This window comes from Gardnerella piotii (assembly GCF_049815665.1).
Lineage (GTDB): Bacteria > Actinomycetota > Actinomycetes > Actinomycetales > Bifidobacteriaceae > Bifidobacterium > Bifidobacterium piotii.
Genome location: NZ_CP187450.1, coordinates 710067 through 729958, shown reverse-complemented (window position 1 = coordinate 729958; position 19892 = coordinate 710067). Strand labels below are relative to the sequence as shown.

Annotated in this window: 16 protein-coding genes; 3 read left to right on the top strand and 13 right to left on the bottom strand. The window is 42.0% G+C overall.

Annotated features, from left to right (window positions below; translation table 11 throughout):
• Nucleotides 1–30 precede the first annotated feature (30 nt).
• The 8 genes from ACPEIW_RS03075 to ACPEIW_RS03040 form a co-directional block, all read right to left on the bottom strand.
• Nucleotides 31–1314, bottom strand: a complete 1284-nt coding sequence (locus tag ACPEIW_RS03075; protein ID WP_016636034.1) for a deoxyguanosinetriphosphate triphosphohydrolase — start codon at nucleotides 1312–1314, stop codon at nucleotides 31–33.
• 96 nt (nucleotides 1315–1410) lie between these two features.
• On the bottom strand, nucleotides 1411–2766 hold the full coding sequence (gene alr, locus ACPEIW_RS03070; RefSeq protein ID WP_016838021.1) for an alanine racemase: 1356 nt from the start codon (nucleotides 2764–2766) through the stop codon (nucleotides 1411–1413).
• Nucleotides 2767–2852: 86 nt separating this feature from the next.
• Nucleotides 2853–3398: a hypothetical protein gene (locus ACPEIW_RS03065; RefSeq protein WP_016838023.1), complete on the bottom strand. Its 546-nt coding sequence runs from the start codon at nucleotides 3396–3398 to the stop codon at nucleotides 2853–2855.
• 60 nt (nucleotides 3399–3458) lie between these two features.
• Nucleotides 3459–3959 (bottom strand): S-ribosylhomocysteine lyase, encoded by a 501-nt coding sequence (locus ACPEIW_RS03060; protein WP_004113527.1) that lies wholly within the window; start codon nucleotides 3957–3959, stop codon nucleotides 3459–3461.
• Nucleotides 3960–4118: 159 nt separating this feature from the next.
• On the bottom strand, nucleotides 4119–5804 hold the full coding sequence (locus tag ACPEIW_RS03055) for an ABC transporter ATP-binding protein (protein ID WP_425664316.1): 1686 nt from the start codon (nucleotides 5802–5804) through the stop codon (nucleotides 4119–4121).
• On the bottom strand, nucleotides 5794–6639 hold the full coding sequence (locus ACPEIW_RS03050; RefSeq protein WP_016838031.1) for an ABC transporter permease: 846 nt from the start codon (nucleotides 6637–6639) through the stop codon (nucleotides 5794–5796). Before ACPEIW_RS03050 ends, ACPEIW_RS03055 begins: the two co-directional genes overlap by 11 nt.
• A gap of 36 nt (nucleotides 6640–6675) precedes the next feature.
• Nucleotides 6676–7644, bottom strand: a complete 969-nt coding sequence (locus ACPEIW_RS03045; protein ID WP_016838033.1) for an ABC transporter permease — start codon at nucleotides 7642–7644, stop codon at nucleotides 6676–6678.
• A 160-nt stretch (nucleotides 7645–7804) separates the two neighbouring features.
• Nucleotides 7805–9487, bottom strand: a complete 1683-nt coding sequence (locus ACPEIW_RS03040; protein WP_425664313.1) for an ABC transporter substrate-binding protein — start codon at nucleotides 9485–9487, stop codon at nucleotides 7805–7807.
• Nucleotides 9488–9946: 459 nt separating this feature from the next.
• Between ACPEIW_RS03040 and pdxS the strand changes: the two genes are divergently transcribed.
• A complete protein-coding gene (gene pdxS, locus ACPEIW_RS03035; protein ID WP_004113518.1) occupies nucleotides 9947–10882 on the top strand; it encodes a pyridoxal 5'-phosphate synthase lyase subunit PdxS in 936 nt (311 codons plus the stop codon).
• A 9-nt stretch (nucleotides 10883–10891) separates the two neighbouring features.
• Nucleotides 10892–11491, top strand: a complete 600-nt coding sequence (gene pdxT / locus ACPEIW_RS03030) for a pyridoxal 5'-phosphate synthase glutaminase subunit PdxT (RefSeq protein WP_425664394.1) — start codon at nucleotides 10892–10894, stop codon at nucleotides 11489–11491.
• A gap of 109 nt (nucleotides 11492–11600) precedes the next feature.
• Here the strand turns inward: pdxT and ACPEIW_RS03025 are convergent, their stop codons facing one another.
• Nucleotides 11601–13364, bottom strand: coding sequence for a glycoside hydrolase family 13 protein (locus ACPEIW_RS03025; protein ID WP_032815583.1), 1764 nt, complete (start codon nucleotides 13362–13364; stop codon nucleotides 11601–11603).
• Nucleotides 13365–13563: 199 nt separating this feature from the next.
• Between ACPEIW_RS03025 and ACPEIW_RS03020 the strand changes: the two genes are divergently transcribed.
• A complete protein-coding gene (locus ACPEIW_RS03020; RefSeq protein WP_016786294.1) occupies nucleotides 13564–14334 on the top strand; it encodes a type III pantothenate kinase in 771 nt (256 codons plus the stop codon).
• Nucleotides 14335–14387: 53 nt separating this feature from the next.
• On the opposite strand, the gene ACPEIW_RS03015 is transcribed toward ACPEIW_RS03020, so the two are convergent.
• The 4 genes from ACPEIW_RS03015 to ACPEIW_RS03000 form a co-directional block, all read right to left on the bottom strand.
• Nucleotides 14388–15878 carry an ABC transporter substrate-binding protein gene (locus ACPEIW_RS03015; RefSeq protein ID WP_425664392.1) on the bottom strand — a complete coding sequence of 497 codons (1491 nt, stop codon included), beginning with the start codon at nucleotides 15876–15878 and terminating at the stop codon, nucleotides 14388–14390.
• Nucleotides 15879–15894: 16 nt separating this feature from the next.
• Complete coding sequence (gene glmS, locus ACPEIW_RS03010; protein WP_425664310.1) at nucleotides 15895–17802, bottom strand: glutamine--fructose-6-phosphate transaminase (isomerizing); 1908 nt, start codon at nucleotides 17800–17802, stop codon at nucleotides 15895–15897.
• A gap of 85 nt (nucleotides 17803–17887) precedes the next feature.
• The gene (locus ACPEIW_RS03005; RefSeq protein WP_425664308.1) at nucleotides 17888–18766 is read right to left on the bottom strand and encodes an amino acid ABC transporter permease; all 879 of its coding nucleotides are present in this window, start codon (nucleotides 18764–18766) and stop codon (nucleotides 17888–17890) included.
• Between the two features lie 33 nt (nucleotides 18767–18799).
• Nucleotides 18800–19765, bottom strand: a complete 966-nt coding sequence (locus tag ACPEIW_RS03000; protein ID WP_016635665.1) for an ABC transporter substrate-binding protein — start codon at nucleotides 19763–19765, stop codon at nucleotides 18800–18802.
• Nucleotides 19766–19892 lie beyond the last annotated feature (127 nt).

Here is a 19892-nt window from a genome sequence, read left to right as displayed (position 1 = left end):
CTCTATTCATAAAAGCGTAAAAGCATTGATTTAGCACAAAGCAGCATGTAGAGCTGTAGCCGATCCATCTGTAAGACTTGCAACTTGATCAATCGCAACTCTTAAACGTTCGTCTTCGCTAGAGCAATTATTCCAATCGCTTATAAACACGGATTCCATAGCATCGTGCGCTCTCGGAGATTTGCTCATAAAAACTTCAACCAAATCCGTTAGAATCTTTTGCTCACGCTTATAAAACTCGCGCTCCCTAGGCTGGATTATAAAATGCACAGCCAAACTTTTAAGAACGATTATCTCGTAAGATGTTTCTGGAGGAATCACAACATTTGCGCGATAGCGAATTAAAGCGCCGTTTCCATATTTTTCTCTAGTTGCTTTCTCAACAGAGCTTGCAAACCTGCCGATTAAAGCACTAGTAATATTCTTTAAGTGAGCGAGAGACCTTCTAGAGCCGTCAAAAGAATCAGGGAACATGTTAAGAGCGCGCAAACGCTTAAAAGCTGCCAAAAGACTATCTGCATCCCACTGGCTGCCGTACCAATTATGAGCTTCTTGAACAACTTGATCTGCAACACTTGAATCCCAAACAAGCTCCGTGTTAAAAGCTCCAGTCACAATTGCATCTTCAATATCGTGAACACTGTACGCAATATCGTCGGAAAGATCCATAATTTGGCATTCTATAGGCTTCGATTCGCGCGGAGAGCCAGACTTTAGCCAATCAAAAACTTCCCTATCGTCTGGGTAAACGCAGAATTTTAAGTCACGCTCGCCTTTATCGTGCGCTTTTGCTTCATCAAAACCCCAAGGATATTTAACAGCAGCATCCAAGCTTGCACGCGTAAGATTTACTCCTGCACTAGCGCCATTTTCTCTAAAAACTTTAGGCTCTAAACGCGTTAAAAGTCTAAGAGTTTGAGCATTTCCTTCAAAACCACCAATATTGCTTGCGATTTGAGCAAGCGCGCGCTCGCCATTGTGACCAAAAGGCGGATGACCTAAGTCGTGAGCTAAGCAAGCGCAATCTACAACATCTGGATCTGCTCCAAGCATTGCAGCAATCTGGCGACCAATTTGCGCAACTTCCAACGTGTGCGTTAAGCGCGTTCGAGCAAAATCGTCGGAGCCTGCTACAAGCACTTGGCTTTTAGCGCCGAGTCTTCTAAGCGCTGAAGAGTGGATTATTCTAGCTCTGTCTCGCTCAAACGGAGTGCGAGCGCGCGTGTGGTGAGGCTCGCTAGCCCAACGCTCAGTATCGTGCAAGCTGTATTCGCCAACAACTTCGTTATCGGAAGCAATCACATCGTTACACATTAAAAACCTCCTCCACTAATTGCAAGAAGCAAATCTAAAAGCGTAAATCTAAAAGCGTAAAGTCGCTAACTCAATAGTCGCTAAAACCGTAAAAATTTAGATTAAGCTTTTTTCATCCAACATTTTTATGTCTTTTTTAGGCAAAACTTCGTAAGCATTCTTATACAATCGAGGAACTCTAGGGCCAATACCAGTCATAATCTCGTAGCTTATTGTTCCTGCAGATGCTGCCCAATCATCTGCCGTTGGCTCCGCATATTCTAAGCCTCTGCCTGGCCCAAAAAGCCTTACTGTATCTCCTTCTTTAACCCCAAGATCTTTAGCACTGCCTTTTAAGTCAACAATAAACTGATCCATGCAAACGCGCCCCGAAACATGCAAAATCCTAGCGCCGCTCTTAGTTTCCACGCGCACAGGGCCTCCAGGCTTATTAATATGACGAGAGCCTTGCATATCGAATCCGCTAGACGCGCGCAAAATGCCATCCGCATAGCCAAGTGGAACGATTGCCGTGCTTGTATTGTCTGGTGTTAAATACGTGCGGCCGTACGAAATTCCATGCCCTGCTTCTACAGATTTAACTGTTCCCAGTTGCGCTTGTAAAGTCATAGCTGGACGCAAGTCGTAAGCTTGAGGAGCTCCCATAACAGGATCTGGCTCGTATCCGTACAATCCAATTCCTGGGCGAACAAGCTCAAATCGTATCTCTGGTCTGTTAAGAGTTGCAGCCGTATTAGCTAAATGTCGGATTTTAGGCTCCAAACCAGCTTCGCGCATTCTGCGAGTAAAATCGTGGAATTGCTCAATTTGCCTATCTGTAGATGCAACAAACTCTGGAACGTCTGGGCAATCAGCAACGGCTAAGTGACTCCATTGCCCAATAACTTCGATTAATCCCTGGCTAGAATATTCACTAAGTTTTTCTAAAGCATCACTAAAGCCTGCAGGCGTAAAACCGTTTCTGCCAAATCCTGTATCTACCTTAACGTGTACGCGAGCGGTAGCTCCAACCGATTTAGCTGCGAGCGCAACAGCATCAATTGAATCCAGCGAGCCAACAGAAATATCAATATCTGCGTTTATTAAATCTGCAAAACGAGACGTTGGAGCGCTGGTTAGCCACGTAAGAATACGGCATCTACTTGAGTCAATTCCACATTTACGAAGCCGCAAAGCCTCGTAAGGTTGAGCTGTACCAAGCCAAGTTGCTCCCCCTGCAAGAGCTGCGAGCGCACTAGGAATAAGCCCGTGACCATACCCGTCTGCTTTAACAACTCCCATAACTGCTGGCGACTTTTGCCCAGGCTTCAAATCTTTAGAAACACGCTCAACAAGAGTTCGCATATTATCTCTTAGCGCTTTTAAATCAACAATTACCTGCCCTGGGTATGTGCTTAAGGCGCGAGCATAGTTTTCTTGCAAAATCGCTTGTATACTCGAATTTTTACACATATCTTGCGCCTTTACTTTTACGTTTACTTTTATATCTACTATATATGCAAGTATTTTTGACTTACATCTTAATACTGCTAATACTTCTAATACCGTATTACATGATTATGCGAGCGCAACCATTGATACGCGATTCTAGTTGCACTATGCGCGCGATCTGGAATTACAACAAGACCACACTTGCTAAAGCCTTCTCGCAAAATAACTTTTTGCATAATCAAGTTGTCGGGATGAGTGTCAATTCTAACATTAGAGTAGTTGCTCTTGGCCCATTTTAAACACTCTCTTGCCATTTTTGGCTTGACTCCCGAAGAGGCAAGTCTATGGATTGTAACGTATGGCAAAACGTCATCTAGCCACGCTCCGTCAATCTTTGCGTAGACTTCATCAGCCCCTTCGCACAGTGCAAATTGTGCCAAAATGCGCTCTTCTCCAAAGTCTGGGTCCGTGTCTACAAGAAGATTAAAACGGTTCAAACGAATATCTTCTATAACACTAGATGTTAGAGGAAAACGATCTCCCCATTGATGAGGATTGCCATTATTTGCCATAAATACTCTTGCTCTCTCATAAATATTTTCAATATCTTTTAGATCACTAAGAGTTGCTTTCCTCAATCTTATTTCACACATACACCCCCCTATGCTTAGAATATGGCGATTTTACAGTATCACACAATTAAACGCAACAAATCACACAATCTTACGCTCAAAAGGATCGGAGCTAATGCCCTTATCTAAAATATCTTTGCACCATTGACGCGCTCCAAATAAGCTATGATCGCGGTAGTTTCCGCAAGACTCAATAGTTGTAGCTGGAACATCTTCCCAAGTAGCTTTATACGCAATAAATTCAAGAGATTCCTTTAACGCGCGCGCAACATCTTCCGTGCTATGAGTTCCCCAAGTTAAAAGGTGGAATCCTGTACGGCAACCAAATGGAGAGCAATCAATGTAGCCTTCAATGCGCTGACGCAAAAGAACAGCAATCGTGTGCTCAATCGTATGCAAAGCGCCCGTAGGAATAGCCTCTTGGTTAGGCTGAGTTAAGCGAATATCGTAGTTAGAAATAACATCTCCATTCGGGCCTTTTTGAGTGTCAATATAGCGAACGTATGGAGCTTTAACTTTAGTGTGGTCAAGCTCAAAGCTTTCTGGACGAGGTGTTGGCTGATTATTTTGATTTTCGCTCATTTTATCTTTCCTAACTTGTAATACATGCGCAAATAACGATTACTAACAATATTAGACGCTATTCTTGCCAAACACACATAAACGCGAATCTAAAAATATTTTTTATTAGACTTGCAACACTTATTTGCTTACAAACTTTCAAGACTTACCAATACAGACTTACAAAGTAGCAGCATCAATAAGTTCGCGAGTGTAGCTATGTTTTGGATTATTTAAAATTTGACTTACAAGCCCAGATTCAACAACAACGCCATCTTTTAGAACAACAACGCTAGAAGCTAAATGTTGAATCATACCAAGATCGTGGCTAACGAATATGCACGCCATATTAGGGCGATTTGCGCGAATCACATTAAACGCATCTAAGATTCTTGTGCGCTCAGCAACATCGATTGCACTCATTGGCTCATCTGCAACCAAAACTCTAGGATTATTGATTAGCGCGCGCGCAATCGCAACGCATTGAGCTTGCCCGCCAGAAAGCTGGCAAGGGTATCTTTTGCCAAAAACACTAGGATCTAATCCAACTAAATTCAAAACATCATCTACTTTAGAATCAATAACATGTGAATCAACAGCATGTGAATCAACAGTATTTGAATCAGAACTCATGTTTTTACGCCATATTTCAAGCGGCTCAGCAACGCTTTTTCTAACTGTCCAACGCGGGTCTAAAGCTGCAAAAGGATGCTGAAATACAAGCGAACATTGTCTTCTCATATTTGCGTAAGCGGAATCCTTCAAATTTAACTTTTTAGCATTTTCAACGGTTTCGACTAGCTTTCCGCAGTATTCTATACTCCCCTGGCGTATTTCTTGCAATCCAAGCAAAGAGCGAATCAAAGTTGTTTTACCACTTCCAGATCCGCCAATTAGTGCTAAAGATTCACCAACTTTAAGATTAAAGTCAACGCCTTTTAATGCTTCAACTCGAGTCTTTGAGCTTCCTAAAACAACGTGAACGTTTTTAGCGTTAAAAATGCAATCATCTTTAGAAGAATCATTCCTATTACTAAGACTTAAATCATTCTTATCATCAAGACTTAAATCATTCTTATTACTAAGACTTAAATCATTTTTACTAAGACTTAAAGCGCGCGCTGCAAGAACAAGCTGCTTAGTAGAGTGAACCTTAGGATTTTCTAGCAATTCACCAACGCGCGCACTATCGACTAATCGCCCAGAATCCAAAACATAGCAACGCGTAGCAGCGTAAGAAAGAACAGAAAAATCGTGAGTAACAAAAAGCATTGAAGCGCCCATATTATCAACTAAAGAAGTGAGCATATTTACAACATCTTTTTGCGTAACAGAATCAAGAGCAGTAGTCGGCTCGTCTGCAAGAATTAGCTTAGGGCAAGTTATAAGAGCTGTAGCAATTCCAACTCGCTGCATTTGCCCGCCAGAAAGCTCAAAAGTACGCTTATTCAAAATATTTGCGCCTAAACCAACTTTTTCAAGCATGACTTTAACGCGATTTTGAATATCGTCTTCTTCTAAATTGTAATGAATCCTAAGAGGTAACGAGATTTGCTCGCTAACACTCATAACAGGGTTAAGCGCGCGATCCGCTTGCTGAAAAACAACTCCAACATACTTGCCACGAATGCGCGCAAGCGCAGAATCGTTAGCGCCAACAGTTTGGGCATTGCCAACATGGCAAGAGCCAGTGATTTTGCAATTAGACGGAACTAGACCAATCGCAGCTCTTAAAAGCATTGATTTGCCAGAGCCAGAAGATCCAACTAGTCCAACGCGCTCTCCATCTTTAACGTTAAGTGAAACATCGCTTAAAATGCGCGAAGATCCAATGCTAAGCGATAATCCTTTTATATCAAGACTCATTCTTAGACTCCCTATTTGCTGGATTTGTAGCACTTCTTAGAACATCACCAAAAAGATTAAGAGCCAAAACTGTTAATGTAACAACAAGACCAGGCCATAGAGCCGCAAGCGGATAAACGTGAATCAAAGTAACCGAAGTAGAAAGCACACGACCCCAGCTCGGCACTCCCGAAGGAACACCAACACCTAGATAAGTCAATCCGCTTTCCGCTAAAATAACAGTTCCTGCAGAAAGCGAAAGCTGAACGGAAGCGATAGGCAAAATATTAGGAAAAACATGCTTTAGCAAAACGTAACTTCTGCTAGCACCATTAGAAATCGCGCAATCAACATAATTGGATTTAAGAACAAGAACAGCACTTGGTCGCAAAATACGAGCAAGATTTAAGCCGTAGCCAAATCCGCATGCAAGCATGATTACAAGAACGGATGCTCCAAGAGGCACAGCAAGCATAAGCGCAATCAAAACTGTTGGAATGGAAATTAAAGCGTCTACTGCCATAATGCTTAGGGAACGAATTTTTTGAACACGGCAAATCGTAAAGCTTAAAACAACAAACCCAACAACGCTTGCAATCGCAATTGTTGAAATAACAAGCAAAATCTCTACTCTAGAACCAGCCATAAGCCAGCTAAGCATATCTGCACCCGTGCCATCTGTGCCAAGCCAATGCTTTAGAGAAGGCTTTTGCCATACCTGGTACCCGTTTGTTTCTAGAAGAGAATAAGGCGTCCACACAAAAGAAAGAGCAGCTACAAAAATCCACAAGCACAAAACAATACACACGAATTTTCCAATAATTCCGCGCCAAATGCGTCTTAAAAACTTAATCATTGCTTGAATCACTCCCCACTTGAATCACAGCTCGAATCATTCATTACTCGAATCCTGGCTAAGCCTTGAATCCAACAAACGATGCAACACGTCAATCGCAAACCCAACAAGCAAGAACAATGCAGAAAGCATAAAAAGATTGCCTTGAACAGATATAAGATCTCGCAAACCAACATCGCGCACAAGACCCATACCCATTCCAGGAAGCGAAAACAGGTTTTCAATAACCATTACGCCCATAATCATGTGCGCAAAAGTCAAGCCGATTACCGACACAAGCTGCGGCAACGCTAATCGCAAGCCAACTCGCCAAATCATTTGCTTTTTAGTCATTCCACAAGCCATAGCTTGCAAAGCAATGTCGCTATTAGAAATCTGCTCTAATGATGCCGCAGCGTAACGCATAAAGCCAGATCCAACAATAATGCCAACTGTTAGCGATGGAAGAATCAACGACAAAAATGCGCTAGAAAAATCACGCCAACCGTCTGTTGGAAAACCTTGAGTAGGAAAAATCCCAACTAAGCCAATACCCCTGCCAAAAATCATGATTAAAATCATTCCGCCCCAAAGAGCAGGAACAGAGCCGCCTGCAATAGCGCAAAATCTTAAAAAGCCTTGCAAAGACTTGCCAGAATGCAAAACTTGCAAACATCCAAGCGGAATACCAATTGCGAGCGCAATTAAAAGCCCTAGAAAAATAAGCGGAAAAGTTATGCTAGCACGCATAGCAATAGTGGACGCAACGGAGCGACCAGTGAGCATTGAGATGCCAAAGTCGCCCCTAAAAACGCCAAAAATCCACTCTAAATATTGAATGAAAAGGGGCTTGTTTAATCCTAAATCGCGTCTTAATTGCTCAACTTTTCCATCTGGCGCGTTTAAGCCAGCCATAACTTGAGCAACGTCTCCAGGTAAAACTCTAAGAGCAAGAAATACGATTGCAGAAATAAATAGCAGCGCTACAAAGAACAACGCGATGCGTCGAAGAATCATGCGCTTCATACAAACCCCTTACTTAATCTATCGTTTTCCCGCATTTGTTCCCTTTTTTACTTAACTGGTAAACAAACTCGTGAAAGTTTGCCCGCTTTTGTTTACTAAATGAGCTAAAACGTAAACAAAAGCAAGAAAAAGAAACAAACGCGGGAGAATTTAGACCAAATCACTTAAGTCGCAAGTTGTATAGCGGCAAAAGAACCTGATTAATGTCAAAAGGCATGCCTTCAAGGTTCTTTACCTTAGCTGTAACAACTTTGTAATTAAGCAACCAATCTGCAGGAGCATCTTGGCTAACGATTCGCGCAGCTTTAGCAAGAAGCTTATTAGACTCCTTAATATTCGCGCAAAGCATTGCCTTAGCATACAAATCCTGAACCTGCTTATTGTTGTAACCGTAGTAATACTTAGGATCTGCCCACTGGCCAAAATCATGGCTTTCATTGTGATCTACCATAGACAAATCGTAGTTTTTATTTGTATAAACGTCGTGAAGCCAAGTAGTAAATTCAACAACGTTTACTTTTAGATCAATGCCAATTTGCTTTAATTGAGACATCAATTGCTCACCAAGTTGCGTTCCATAAATATTCGGGTAAGTAAGCGAAAGATGCAAAGGATTCAACTCGCTAAAACCAGCTTCCTTCATTAACGACTTAGCGCGCTTAACATTATGCGCGTAAATCTTAGTTAAATCCTCATATCCTGGGTCCAAAGAAGGAATTGGTCCGCCAAGCAAAGCATCCGTACCTCCGCGCGAAGCAATAATTTGCTTGTGGTCAATCGCATAGCGAATCGCTTGACGCACGCGCTTATCTTTAGTTCGCTCACCATTCATATTCATAGCAAGCACAAATTTATCGGTAGTGTTTCCAGCTTTAACAACATAGTGCTTTGAATCCGCCTTAAAAGTCTTAGCAAGCTGGCCAGAAATAGGCGCCAAAGCTTGAACAGATCCCGAAGAAAGCGCATTTACAGCAGCAACATCGTCTACAAAATAGCGAACAACAACTTTTTGAGTTTTTGCCTTATTAATGCCCTTATAGCGCGGATTTGCTTTTAACACAACTCGGTCGTTTGGCACAAACTTTTCTACCAAATATGGACCAGATCCAACTGCTTGAGTTTTAGTGTCATAATTCGCAAGCTTATCGAAAACTAAGCCAGCTCTAGAGCACAACGCCCACAAAAGCTTTGCATTTGGCTCTTTAAGCTTAATTTCAAACGTGTAATCATCTTTAGCTTTAGCGGATTCAACTTTTCCAACCATGTTTGATCCGCGATACTTCTTTGCAACAAGCTCGTTAAAAGACCACTCAGCATCTTTTGCAGTAAGCTTATTCCCATTAGAAAAAACAACGCCTTTACGCATGCGGAAAGTGTATTTTAAGCCATCTTTGCTTATTTTCCAACTTTCTGCAAGGGATGGAACAACCTGATTTTTAGTATTTCTAGCTACAAGACCTTCATACACATTTCCAATTAACAATTGCTCCAATGAAGAGCCAGATTGATTGCGAATATCGAGATTTGTAGGAGCAAGTTTTAATCCGATTGACACAGTTTTATTTGAAACTTGCGCAGAAGATGTTTGACTTGCAGGATTTTTTTGTGGACCTGTAAGTGTTGCAACAATCGCGCTAACTACTGCGATTACTACGATTGCTACAGAAACAAGCCAGAATTTTCCCAAACCACGCTTATTGGTTTTATACGCACTTTTAGACGCAGCGTTAAGCGAAGCATCTGTACTAAAGCCAGCTTGCGATTCTTGCGCGTTTTCTTGCCCATAGAGTTTATTGGTCGCATCTTTAGAGTATGCGCCATCTTTGGGTTCTTTGCTATCCATTCAACAAACCTTTCTGGATTGAATTAGATACATTTATTTAATTGTTGTTTATGTTGTTATTTAATTGTTTAAGCTCGTTGCTTTGTCTAATTGCAACACTTGCAACACAAAGTCAACGGCGTATACAATCGTAGCTTGCTAGCAAGTCAATCAAAACTAGGGCGAGTCTAAAAACTTGGTTATAAATCATTAATAAGTAATTGATATTTATACGTTTTTACAAAAATTTGACATCATTGTGTAAAAAATTCAACGCGATTCTATAAAAATTCAACGCAATTTTAATCACATATCCTATGAATGTGGTTAAATGCCATCAGACGTAAACTTGCAAACGTGCGCAAAAAACAATACGATAGCTTGCATATTTGCAAAAAATGTATAACAGACGCATAAAGATGTTACACACAGCATGCATGCAAATTGCGCCAATAAAACGCCAATAAAAAGCGAGGAATAATGGCAGAAAACTTGAATACTACAGTAACAGTAAACGAATCCTCAGATCCGCAAAATAACGGCAGCCAAGACCGCACTGCTCTAAATCGCCAGCTTGCACAAATGCTTAAGGGCGGCGTGATTATGGATGTTACTACTCCGGAGCAGGCGCGAATTGCTGAAGATTCTGGAGCTTGCGCTGTAATGGCGTTGGAACGCATTCCTGCCGATATTCGCGCGGCTGGTGGCGTTTCTAGAATGAGCGACCCCGCTATGATTCACGGAATCCAAGAGGCTGTGTCTATTCCTGTTATGGCAAAATGCCGTATTGGTCACTTTGTAGAAGCGCAAGTACTTGAGGCTATTGAGATTGACTATATTGACGAAAGCGAAGTGCTTAGCCCTGCAGACGACGTGTACCACATTAACAAGCGTGATTTTGCAGTTCCATTTGTTTGCGGAGCTAAGGATTTGGGCGAAGCTTTGCGAAGGATTAACGAAGGTGCTTCCATGATTCGCACTAAGGGCGAGCCTGGAACTGGAGATGTGATTCAGGCAGTGCGCCACATGCGCATGATGAATTCCGCAATCCGTAAGCTTACAAGCATGCGCGAGGATGAGCTTTTTGAGGAAGCCAAGACATTGCGCGTGCCTTTCGATCTTGTAAAGTACGTTGCACAAAACGGCAAGCTTCCTGTTGTAAACTTTGCAGCTGGCGGTGTTGCTACCCCTGCAGACGCTGCTTTAATGATGCAACTTGGCGCAGAAGGCGTGTTTGTTGGCTCTGGCATCTTTAAGTCTGGAGATCCAGCAAAGCGCGCTGCTGCAATCGTTAAGGCTGTTACTAATTACAAAGATGCCAAGATGATTGCTAAGCTTTCCGAGAATTTAGGCGAAGCTATGGTTGGCATTAACGAGCAAGAAATCAAGCTTTTAATGGCTAATCGCGGCGAGTAATTGAGGCGAATTATTTTGGCAAACTCACCTATCAATACAAATAATTGCGCGCACACTGTAGCTGTTTTAGCTGTTCAAGGAGCTTTTCTTGAGCATCGCTTAATGCTAGAAAAGCTTGGCGCGCGCGTTATTGAGCTTCGTCAAGCGCGAGATTTGGAGCAATCTTTTGACCGCCTTGTTTTGCCTGGCGGAGAAAGCACTGTGCAAACTAAACTTCTTAAAGAGCAAAATATGCTTGAGCCTTTGCGCGAGAGGATTGCAAGCGGAATGCCTGTTCTTGGCACTTGTGCAGGATTGATTTTACTTGCAAAAAACGTGGAAGGTAACGAAGTTAGTGGATTTGGCACTCTAGACGTTACTGTTAAGCGCAACGCTTACGGCCGCCAGCTTGGAAGCTTCCATTGCGAATCGGATTTTGACAGTCTTGGAGCTGTTCCAATGACGTTTATTCGCGCGCCTTATATTGCGCAAGTCGGCCCAAATGCCGAGACTCTTGCAACAGTAGATGGCAACGTTGTAGCTGCTCGCCAGGGAAATCAAATCGGAACAGCTTTCCACCCAGAGCTTGACGAAGACACTAGAATCCATCAGCTTTTCTTAGATTTGTAGTTGGATTTGCAAATATCTTAAGCTTGTAAATAAAAATGGCACTTAAATCACTTGATTAAGTGCCATTTTTATTGATTAAATCGCCAGCAAAAATCGCTAGTAAAAATCGCTATTTTGCTTCAAAAATCGCGTATCCAAAAGCTCCAAGAGAGTGATTTTGAGCATCATAATTATAGCTAATAATCGGCTTACAATCTGGCAAGCCACTAAACGAATCGTTAGACTCATTAAACGCATTTAAAGCCACTACAACACGCTTAGAGTCGGTTTCTCGCGCAAACACAAATTTTCCGCGCTCATCATAGTCAAGAACTCTAAAATTGCCATGACTAAAGCAATCGTTACTTTTACGCAAGTTTATAAGTTCGCGGAACAAGTCGCGATTATCCTTTACAGGATTTACCCAAGGCATAGCCGCGCGGTAATCACACTCTTCAAAACCAACTACGCCAAGCTCGTCCCCATAGAACACGCTTGGAGTTCCAACAGACGTAAGCAAACAAAGCTCAGCCAAGCGGAATCGCTTATCCACCGCGGAAGAATCGCCAGAATCCGCGGAATTTTGCGCACACAAGCTCCTAAAGCGACTAACGTCATGACTATCAAGCAAATTCAATTGACCTTGAACAATCGGGAATGGGTATCTTAAAAGCATATCCACAAATCGACTATTAAACTCGCGCGCATTAATCTTACCAAAAGCAAAGAAATCGCGGCAAACTTTGCGGAATTCGTAGTTCATAGTGGAGTCAAACATATCTCCTTGCAGCCAACGCTCAGAATTCTCCCAAATCTCCGCAATTAGCACACTATCTTTTTTAGTCTTTTTAGCAACAGCGCGGAAGGCACGCCAAAAGTCTTTATCAACCTCATTAGCAACGTCTAAACGCCAACCGTCAACATCAAAATCTTCAAGCCAATAGCGACAAACGTCCATAAAATAGTCGCGAACTTTTGGATTAGAAGTATTAAGCTTTGGCATTTTACGCTCATACGCAAAACACGTATAGCTTGGGCGCTCGCCATCTTCGGGGCGCACAACAGGGAACTTTAATCCATAGAACCAATCCTTGTATTGCGAATTTTCGCCATTTTTAACAACATCGTCAAACGCGAAGAAATACCAACTAGAATGATTAAAAACGCCGTCAATAATTATGTGCATGCCGCGATTATGAACCTCGCTAACAAGCTCCCTAAAATCGTCGTCCGTTCCTAAATTAGGGCAAACATGGTAGTAGTCAAGAAGATCGTAACGATGGTACTCTGCAGCTGTAAAAATAGGATTTAAGTACAAGCAATTAAAGCCCAAATCTTCTATATAATCAAGGTTTTCGATTATGCCTCTAATTGTTCCGCCCAAACGAGTGTGTAAAGTTTGGCCAGTTTTTTCATCAAAATAATCTTTTGCAATGCAACTTATGCCGCGTTTAGAATCTGCAAAACTATCTGGGAAAATGTTGTAAACAACAGCCTCTTTAAGCCAATGTGGAACGTCGCTAATCTCTTCGCGGCGAATAAATGGGAACTGGTAGACTTCTGTACGATCTTCTGGAAAATCAGCTGCAATAGTATCGGCATACAAATACAAGTGCTCATCCGCATCTTGCATCTCAAAGTAATAACAAACTCTATCTAAATCGCTGCTTATATTCGCTTCATAGTAGTCAAAGTAATCGTCGCTTGCAATCTTTTCCATTTTCAGCGTGCAAAACTTGTCTAACGGAGTTAAATCAACGCGATTCCCGTAGTGCAAAACGCATGAACAAAGATTATTCTTTGCTGCACGCAAGCGAATTGTTAAGCAATATTCTGCCGTAGAATACGCGTATTGTGAAAGTGGCCTATGCAATATTGCTTGACGATTTATCATTTACAATTCCTTTCTAGCCTCGCTGCCATTGTTTTCGACTTTATCACCTACTGTGCCACACCGCCACACTTTTATGTGATTTCCTAAAACAGCAAGCACAAACAATCAAATTGCACGCAACGACTTAGCATTAATGTAGTATTGCTCTAAAGATGCGCATACTTAAGTTTGGCAACACACAAACACAACGGAGGCGAATATGCTTTTAGCAGTAGACATTGGCAACACGAATATTGTGCTTGGATTCTTAGATAACGGCAAGATTGTTGGCACATATAGAATGACTACAAAAGCAAATCACACTTCCGACGAATACGGCATTATGATTACGCAATTCCTTAATTTAAGCGGTTTTAGCGTAAACGATGTTGAAGATGTTATTGTTGCTTCTGTTGTTCCAAAAGTTATGCACTCGTTCCGCGCAAGCATTGTTAAGTTTTTGCAAATCGACCCTATGATTGTAGGTCCTGGAGTAAAAACTGGCGTAAATATTAGGATTGACGAGCCTCGCTCTTTGGGCGCAGACTGCTTAGCAGATTGTGTTGGCGCGTTTTACGAATATGGCGGCCCAGCATTGGTAATTGATTTTGGCACAGCTACAACTTATAACTACGTTGATAAAAGCGGAGCAATTACTTGCGGACTTATTTGCACGGGAATCAGCTCGGCTGCGGCAGCTCTATGGGATAATACTGCTCAGCTTCCAGAAGTTGAGATTTCGCGCCCTAAATCCATTCTTGCAAAATCAACTCGTCCTGCTATGCAAGCTGGCCTCTACTACAGCTTCCTCGGGGGCATTGAGCGCACAATTGAGCAATTCAAAATAGAGATAAATGAGCCGTTTAAGGTTGTTGCTACAGGAGGCTTGGGGCGACTTTTTGAAAAAGACGTTGATTCGATTGATCACTACGATCCAAATTTGATTTTTAAGGGAATGTACGAGATTTATAGAAGAACAATCGGTTGCTAGCGACTTTTCCTTTGGATTACAAACCTAAAGCACATAAGTCTCAGCGAACACTCTCAGCGAACAACAAAACCTTGATTATACCCGTATTCTTTTAAGTCTTTTTTCCAAAGCGCGATTCCGTCTTTAAGACGAATTTTAGGGCCAGGGTCGTCTGGAAGAACAAAATCTTTTCCGTCATCTTGCTTAATTCCAGCGTCAATCATAGCTTTAGTATTTAATCGCGCTTTTGACTTTCGATTCCAATCATAAGCTAAGCCAACTGTGGAGCGAAAATCACTACGCGAATATACTTCAAATGGCAAATACTTGTACCCCGTATACACATGTTGTGCTGCATCCGCAAAAACTCTATTAAAGTGTTGCCCGCCAAAGTATGGCACTTTAATTCCTCTAGAATCCAAAACAGTAGTCTTATTCAAAAATGCGCTATCTCTAAGAGTTACAACGTCTGCTGGGAATGCTCCCGAACTAACGCGTTCTTTGATGCCTTGTTGATTGTGGCAAACAAAATCAACAAAACGCATTGCAGCTTCTGGCTTCCTGCTAGATTGCAATACACTTAGCGCAGATCCGCCCATTTGCGCATTATGATTTTTGCCATCCATTGTTGGAACTCTTGCAACACGCCACAGCCCTGCTCCGCCTGGAATATCGTGCATTAAAAGCGAAGTCATCCATGCTCCAGCAAAAACGGAAGCAACATTTCCAGAACCAACAGCGCTCTTCCAAGATGGAGTCCACGTTGTAAGCCTTGTGTCCACTAAGTCTTCGTCAATCATTAATTGCCAAAATTTTGTAAAGTCTTTTGTTCCTTTATCTTTGCTTAAGCGAACAGTAACAGTTTTTCCGTCGTGCGAGGTTATAAACGGATGCCCGCCAGAAAGCCAAATCATAGCGTTGTAAAAGCTAGCATCTCCAGAATCCGCAGCAATATAAACACCAATATTTTTTAGCTTTCTTGCTGCGTGAATGTAGTCTTTCCAAGTGTGAATTTGCGTAGCATCCACGCCTGCTTGGCTAAACACATCTTGATTATAAAACCACGCTAAAGGCCCTGAATCCATTGGTAAACCGTATATTCGGCCTCCTAATTGCACAGAAGACCATGATCCTTGCGTGTAAAATGTTTGAGTTCCCTGTACCCTATCTGTAATGTCTAGAAGCTGACCGCTAACAGCGTATTGTGGCAAAGCATAGTACTCAAGTTGAGCAACGTCTGGCATGCCATAGCCATCTTGAATAGCGCTATTAAGATTGCTATACCCACTTGTGTCTTTAACACTAACGCGAATATCTGGATTTTGCTTCTCAAAATCTGCAGCAATCCGCTTCATGCTTGGCTCCCAAGACCACACCGTGATTTTTGTTCTAGAATCAACAGATCCGCATGACGCACAAAAAACAACAGCAAAAACGCATATAATCGCAGAAATTACACGCTTTATATAACGAGTCAAATCGCAGTTTATATTACGGTTTATATTACGCATAACAAAACAACCAAAATCCTGCTTGCGATTTTTGTGCGGTCTTCTTGCACTCATAACACTCATTGTATTGCTATTCCACAGTTACGGATTTTGCAAGATTCCTAGGCTTATCAACGTCGTAGCCTTTAAGCTTTGCCATATTCATAGCAAAAAGTTGCAATGCTACAACATCTACAAGCGGGCTTAGCAATGTTGGGCATTTAGGGCGCCAAAACACAATATCTGCGTAACGCTCAGCGTCTGGATCGCCGTCTTCTGCAACCGCAATCGTAAACGCTCCGCGAGCCTTAACTTCTTCGATTCCCGATATCACTTTAGCGTGTAAAACGTCTCTGCCCCTAGAAGATGGCACAATCACAACAACCGGCTCTCCCTTATCTACAAGAGCAATCGGGCCATGCTTTAGCTCTCCTGCAGCAAAGCCTTCTGTAAACGTGTACGCAATCTCTTTTAGCTTTAATGCGCCTTCTAGCGCTACTGGGTAGCCAACGTGCCTGCCAAGGAACAAGAACGATTTTGCATCCATTGTTCGCTTTGCAGCTTGCATTATTGAGTCCGTTTGAGTGTCTAAAACGTTTTGAATTTTATCTGGCATTTCTTTAAGTTGAGACACGATTTGCTGAATCTCATCTCTATACATTGTTCCTTTGACTTGAGCCAAATAAAGACCAAGCATGTATGCTGCTACGATTTGCGCAACAAATGCTTTTGTGGAAGCAACTGCGATTTCTGGGCCTGCATGCGTGTAAAGTACAGCATCCGATTCTCGAGGAATACTCGAGCCTTGAGTGTTGCATATTGCAAGCACGCGGCTACCCTGCTCACGCGCATGCCTTAACGCCATTAACGTGTCCATTGTTTCGCCAGACTGCGAAATTGCTACAACAAGCGTTCTATGCGTTAAAATCGGGTCTCTGTACCTAAATTCGTGAGCCAGCTCCACTTCTACTGGAATACGCACCCAATGTTCAATCGCATATTTTGCAACTAATCCAGCGTAGCTTGCTGTTCCACAAGCCACAACTATTATTTTGTCGATTGATCGCAAAACATCTTGACTAATCCTAACTTCGTCAAGAATAATGTTCCCTTTTGCGTCGAATCGCCCGCGTAAAGTATCGGCTACAGCATGCGGATCTTCGTGGATTTCCTTATCCATAAAGGAATCCCACCCGCCTTTTTCTACCGCAGAAGCATCCCAGTCTACTGTAAAGTAACTAGGGTTTTCAATCTTATTGCCATCAAAATCTGTAAGTAAAAGCTGTGCTTTTTTGTTTCCTTCTATATCTCCGATTAAAACAGCTTGATCTTGACCAACTTCAAGAACCTTATCTGTGTATTCTACAAAAGCAGCAACGTCGGAGCCTAGAAAATACTCGTTATTTGAAACACCTACTACAAGCGGCGAATCGTGGCGAACAGCAGCAACAATATTAGGCTGTCTAACATCCACTGCAAGTAGAGTAAAAGCTCCTTTAAGAATTTTTGCAACTCGTCTTATTGCTTCAAAAAGATCTGGCTTACCAGTTTCTTCAATTATTTGATTCGCGATTTTTCCAAGTGCTTTTGCTGCAACTTCCGTATCTGTTTGAGATGAAAACTCTATGCCTTCTTTTTGCATTTGTTCTTTAAGACTAATAGCGTTTTCAATAATACCGTTGTGAATAAGGGCGATTTTTCCGTCTGCACTAACATGAGGATGCGCGTTTAAGTCGCAAGGAGCGCCATTTGTAGCCCAACGCGTGTGGCCTATTGCAACGCTCGCATCTGGCATTGGATTTTCGGCTATATCTTTTCTTAAAACAGCTAAGCGACCAGCTTTTTTGCGAACACATATAGAATCCATTCCTGGAGCAGCAAGAGCAACTCCAGATGAATCATAGCCTCTGTACTCTAAGCGTTCTAATCCGTTTAAGCAAACTTCTAAAGGCTTTGCGCAAACTGTGCCAAAACCTGCGTATCCAACAATTCCACACATAATTTTCTATTGTACGTTATAAAACGTGTGTGTTTCTACTCGTTTTGCAATTATGTTTTGCAATTACTATGTTTTGTAATTACTGTTACCTGTTGCTATGAATGCTATCTGCTTTTGCTTCGAATCCTTTGCCAAAATGCTTTTCCAACATAACCTGCAAAACCATCAAAACAGACGTAATCACCAAATACCAAACACTAGCAACAATAAGAAGCGGAATCGGCTTATAAATACGATTAGCAACAGCATTAGTAGCAAACTGAAGCTCCAAAGTAAAAGGAACAGCCAAAACCAAAGACGTAGTCTTAAGCATACCAATAGTCTCATTACCCAAAGGCGGAACAATAATACGCATAGCCTGAGGCAAAACAACCCTACGCATAGTCAAAGACCTACCCATACCCAAAGCCTGAGCAGCCTCAACCTGACCAGCATCCACAGCCTCCAAGCCAGCACGAACAATCTCCGACAAATACGCAGCCTCATTAAGAGACAAACCAATAACAGCAGCATTCAAAGAAGTCATAACAACATTAGAATCAATCGAGAAAAACTCAACAGACGTAAACGGAACACCCAAACTCAACTTAGGAACAAGAACCGCAAACATACCCCAAAAAACAAGCTGCGTATAAACAGGCGTACCACGGAAAAACCAAATAAAGAACCAGCTCACACCACGTAAAACAGGATTAACACTCTTACGCATCATAGCCAAACAAACAGCCAAAACAATCGCAATAACCATAGAAAGCAAAGTCAACAACAAAGTCCAACCAATACCAGCAAGAACGTTCTCGTTAAAAATGTACTTCCAAACGATTGCCCACTCAAATCGCGGATTTGTAGCAATTGAATACACAAGAGCACACGCTATAATCGCCACAATAATGCCAGATATAATCGGCACTGAATTTTTGACTGGCAAAATACGCTCGTTGTTGTTGTTATTTTTAGCACTCATGTTTTTATCCTAGTCTAATCAACTAAAAAGCAATCACACTTTTGGATTTACTTCTGGGTGCTTAATCATAACGTCTTCAACACCCCACGCCTTCATTATTTCTTGATACGCGCCCGTTTGTATTAGCTTTTCAATACCAGCTTTTATTGCTTCTACAAGCTGAGTGTCTCCTTTTTGAGCAATAATGCCCATAAGAGCTTTATCTCGGCTTTTACCCAACGGCTCCAACTGTCCGTCCGTTTGCTCAATCGCAAAACTAGAAACAGGAGTGTCTGCATACATAACGTCTGCGCGGCCTGCAACTACTGCAGTCGTAGCATCCGTTTGTTCCCTAAAAGCAAGAACGTCTAATGGCGCTTTGCGACTTACTTTACAAACATCTCTTGCGTCATACATTTGAGTTTCGCTTGTTGTTCCAACTTGCACAGAGACTTTTTTACCGCATAAGTCGTTAAGATTCACATTTGTTGGATTGCCTTTTCTAACAACAAAAAGCAAGCCAGCATCCGCGTACGTTACAAAATCAACCGACTTTTCTCGCTCTTTGCTAACCGTAAATCCCGAAACACCAATATCAAATTTGCTTCCAACAGATGGCAAAATCGCGTCAAAAGGCGCGTGAACAATGCGAAGCTTTAATCCCATCAATTTTGCTAACGCTTTGTTTAAGTCTATTTCGTAGCCTACAACCGTTTTTCCATCTCTAGCATAAAATCCTGCTGGCGCATACCCAACATTAGTACCCATTACAAGCTCGCCACTTTCAACAAGCTTTTTTGGCAACATTGCAGCAATACTTTTATCTTTTTTAATACGATTAACATCGTAGCTGCGCGCTAAAAGAGGATCTGGCCCAACAGCATCACTTGTTCCGCAAGCACTAGAAAATCCTAGTAAAGATAGCGACGTAAACGCAGCAACAAATCTTAGCCAACGAGATACACGAACGCCGTTCTTACTATGCGAGTTTGATTCGCATGAAGAACATGCATCACTCATACTAATCTCCGAATAAATTGGATGGAATATTCAAACAATGAACAACTTTACACTATGTTTGTTATTACACAAACACGCCAAACACTACGCAAAATATTCTTTGCGTAAAATTGTTTGAATAATAATA

Excerpts from the sequence above, each read along its gene's own strand:
- pdxS (WP_004113518.1), top strand. The coding sequence starts at position 9,947 with ATGGCAGAAAACTTGAATACTACAGTAACAGTAAACGAATCCTCAGAT.
- ACPEIW_RS03075 (WP_016636034.1), bottom strand. The coding sequence starts at position 1,314 with ATGTGTAACGATGTGATTGCTTCCGATAACGAAGTTGTTGGCGAATAC.
- ACPEIW_RS03020 (WP_016786294.1), top strand. The coding sequence starts at position 13,564 with ATGCTTTTAGCAGTAGACATTGGCAACACGAATATTGTGCTTGGATTC.
- ACPEIW_RS03060 (WP_004113527.1), bottom strand. The coding sequence starts at position 3,959 with ATGAGCGAAAATCAAAATAATCAGCCAACACCTCGTCCAGAAAGCTTT.
- ACPEIW_RS03000 (WP_016635665.1), bottom strand. The coding sequence starts at position 19,765 with ATGAGTGATGCATGTTCTTCATGCGAATCAAACTCGCATAGTAAGAAC.
- ACPEIW_RS03025 (WP_032815583.1), bottom strand. The coding sequence starts at position 13,364 with ATGATAAATCGTCAAGCAATATTGCATAGGCCACTTTCACAATACGCG.
- ACPEIW_RS03040 (WP_425664313.1), bottom strand. The coding sequence starts at position 9,487 with ATGGATAGCAAAGAACCCAAAGATGGCGCATACTCTAAAGATGCGACC.
- ACPEIW_RS03055 (WP_425664316.1), bottom strand. The coding sequence starts at position 5,804 with ATGAGTCTTGATATAAAAGGATTATCGCTTAGCATTGGATCTTCGCGC.
- alr (WP_016838021.1), bottom strand. The coding sequence starts at position 2,766 with ATGTGTAAAAATTCGAGTATACAAGCGATTTTGCAAGAAAACTATGCT.
- ACPEIW_RS03015 (WP_425664392.1), bottom strand. The coding sequence starts at position 15,878 with ATGAGTGCAAGAAGACCGCACAAAAATCGCAAGCAGGATTTTGGTTGT.
- glmS (WP_425664310.1), bottom strand. The coding sequence starts at position 17,802 with ATGTGTGGAATTGTTGGATACGCAGGTTTTGGCACAGTTTGCGCAAAG.
- ACPEIW_RS03050 (WP_016838031.1), bottom strand. The coding sequence starts at position 6,639 with ATGATTAAGTTTTTAAGACGCATTTGGCGCGGAATTATTGGAAAATTC.
- ACPEIW_RS03045 (WP_016838033.1), bottom strand. The coding sequence starts at position 7,644 with ATGAAGCGCATGATTCTTCGACGCATCGCGTTGTTCTTTGTAGCGCTG.
- ACPEIW_RS03065 (WP_016838023.1), bottom strand. The coding sequence starts at position 3,398 with ATGTGTGAAATAAGATTGAGGAAAGCAACTCTTAGTGATCTAAAAGAT.
- ACPEIW_RS03005 (WP_425664308.1), bottom strand. The coding sequence starts at position 18,766 with ATGAGTGCTAAAAATAACAACAACAACGAGCGTATTTTGCCAGTCAAA.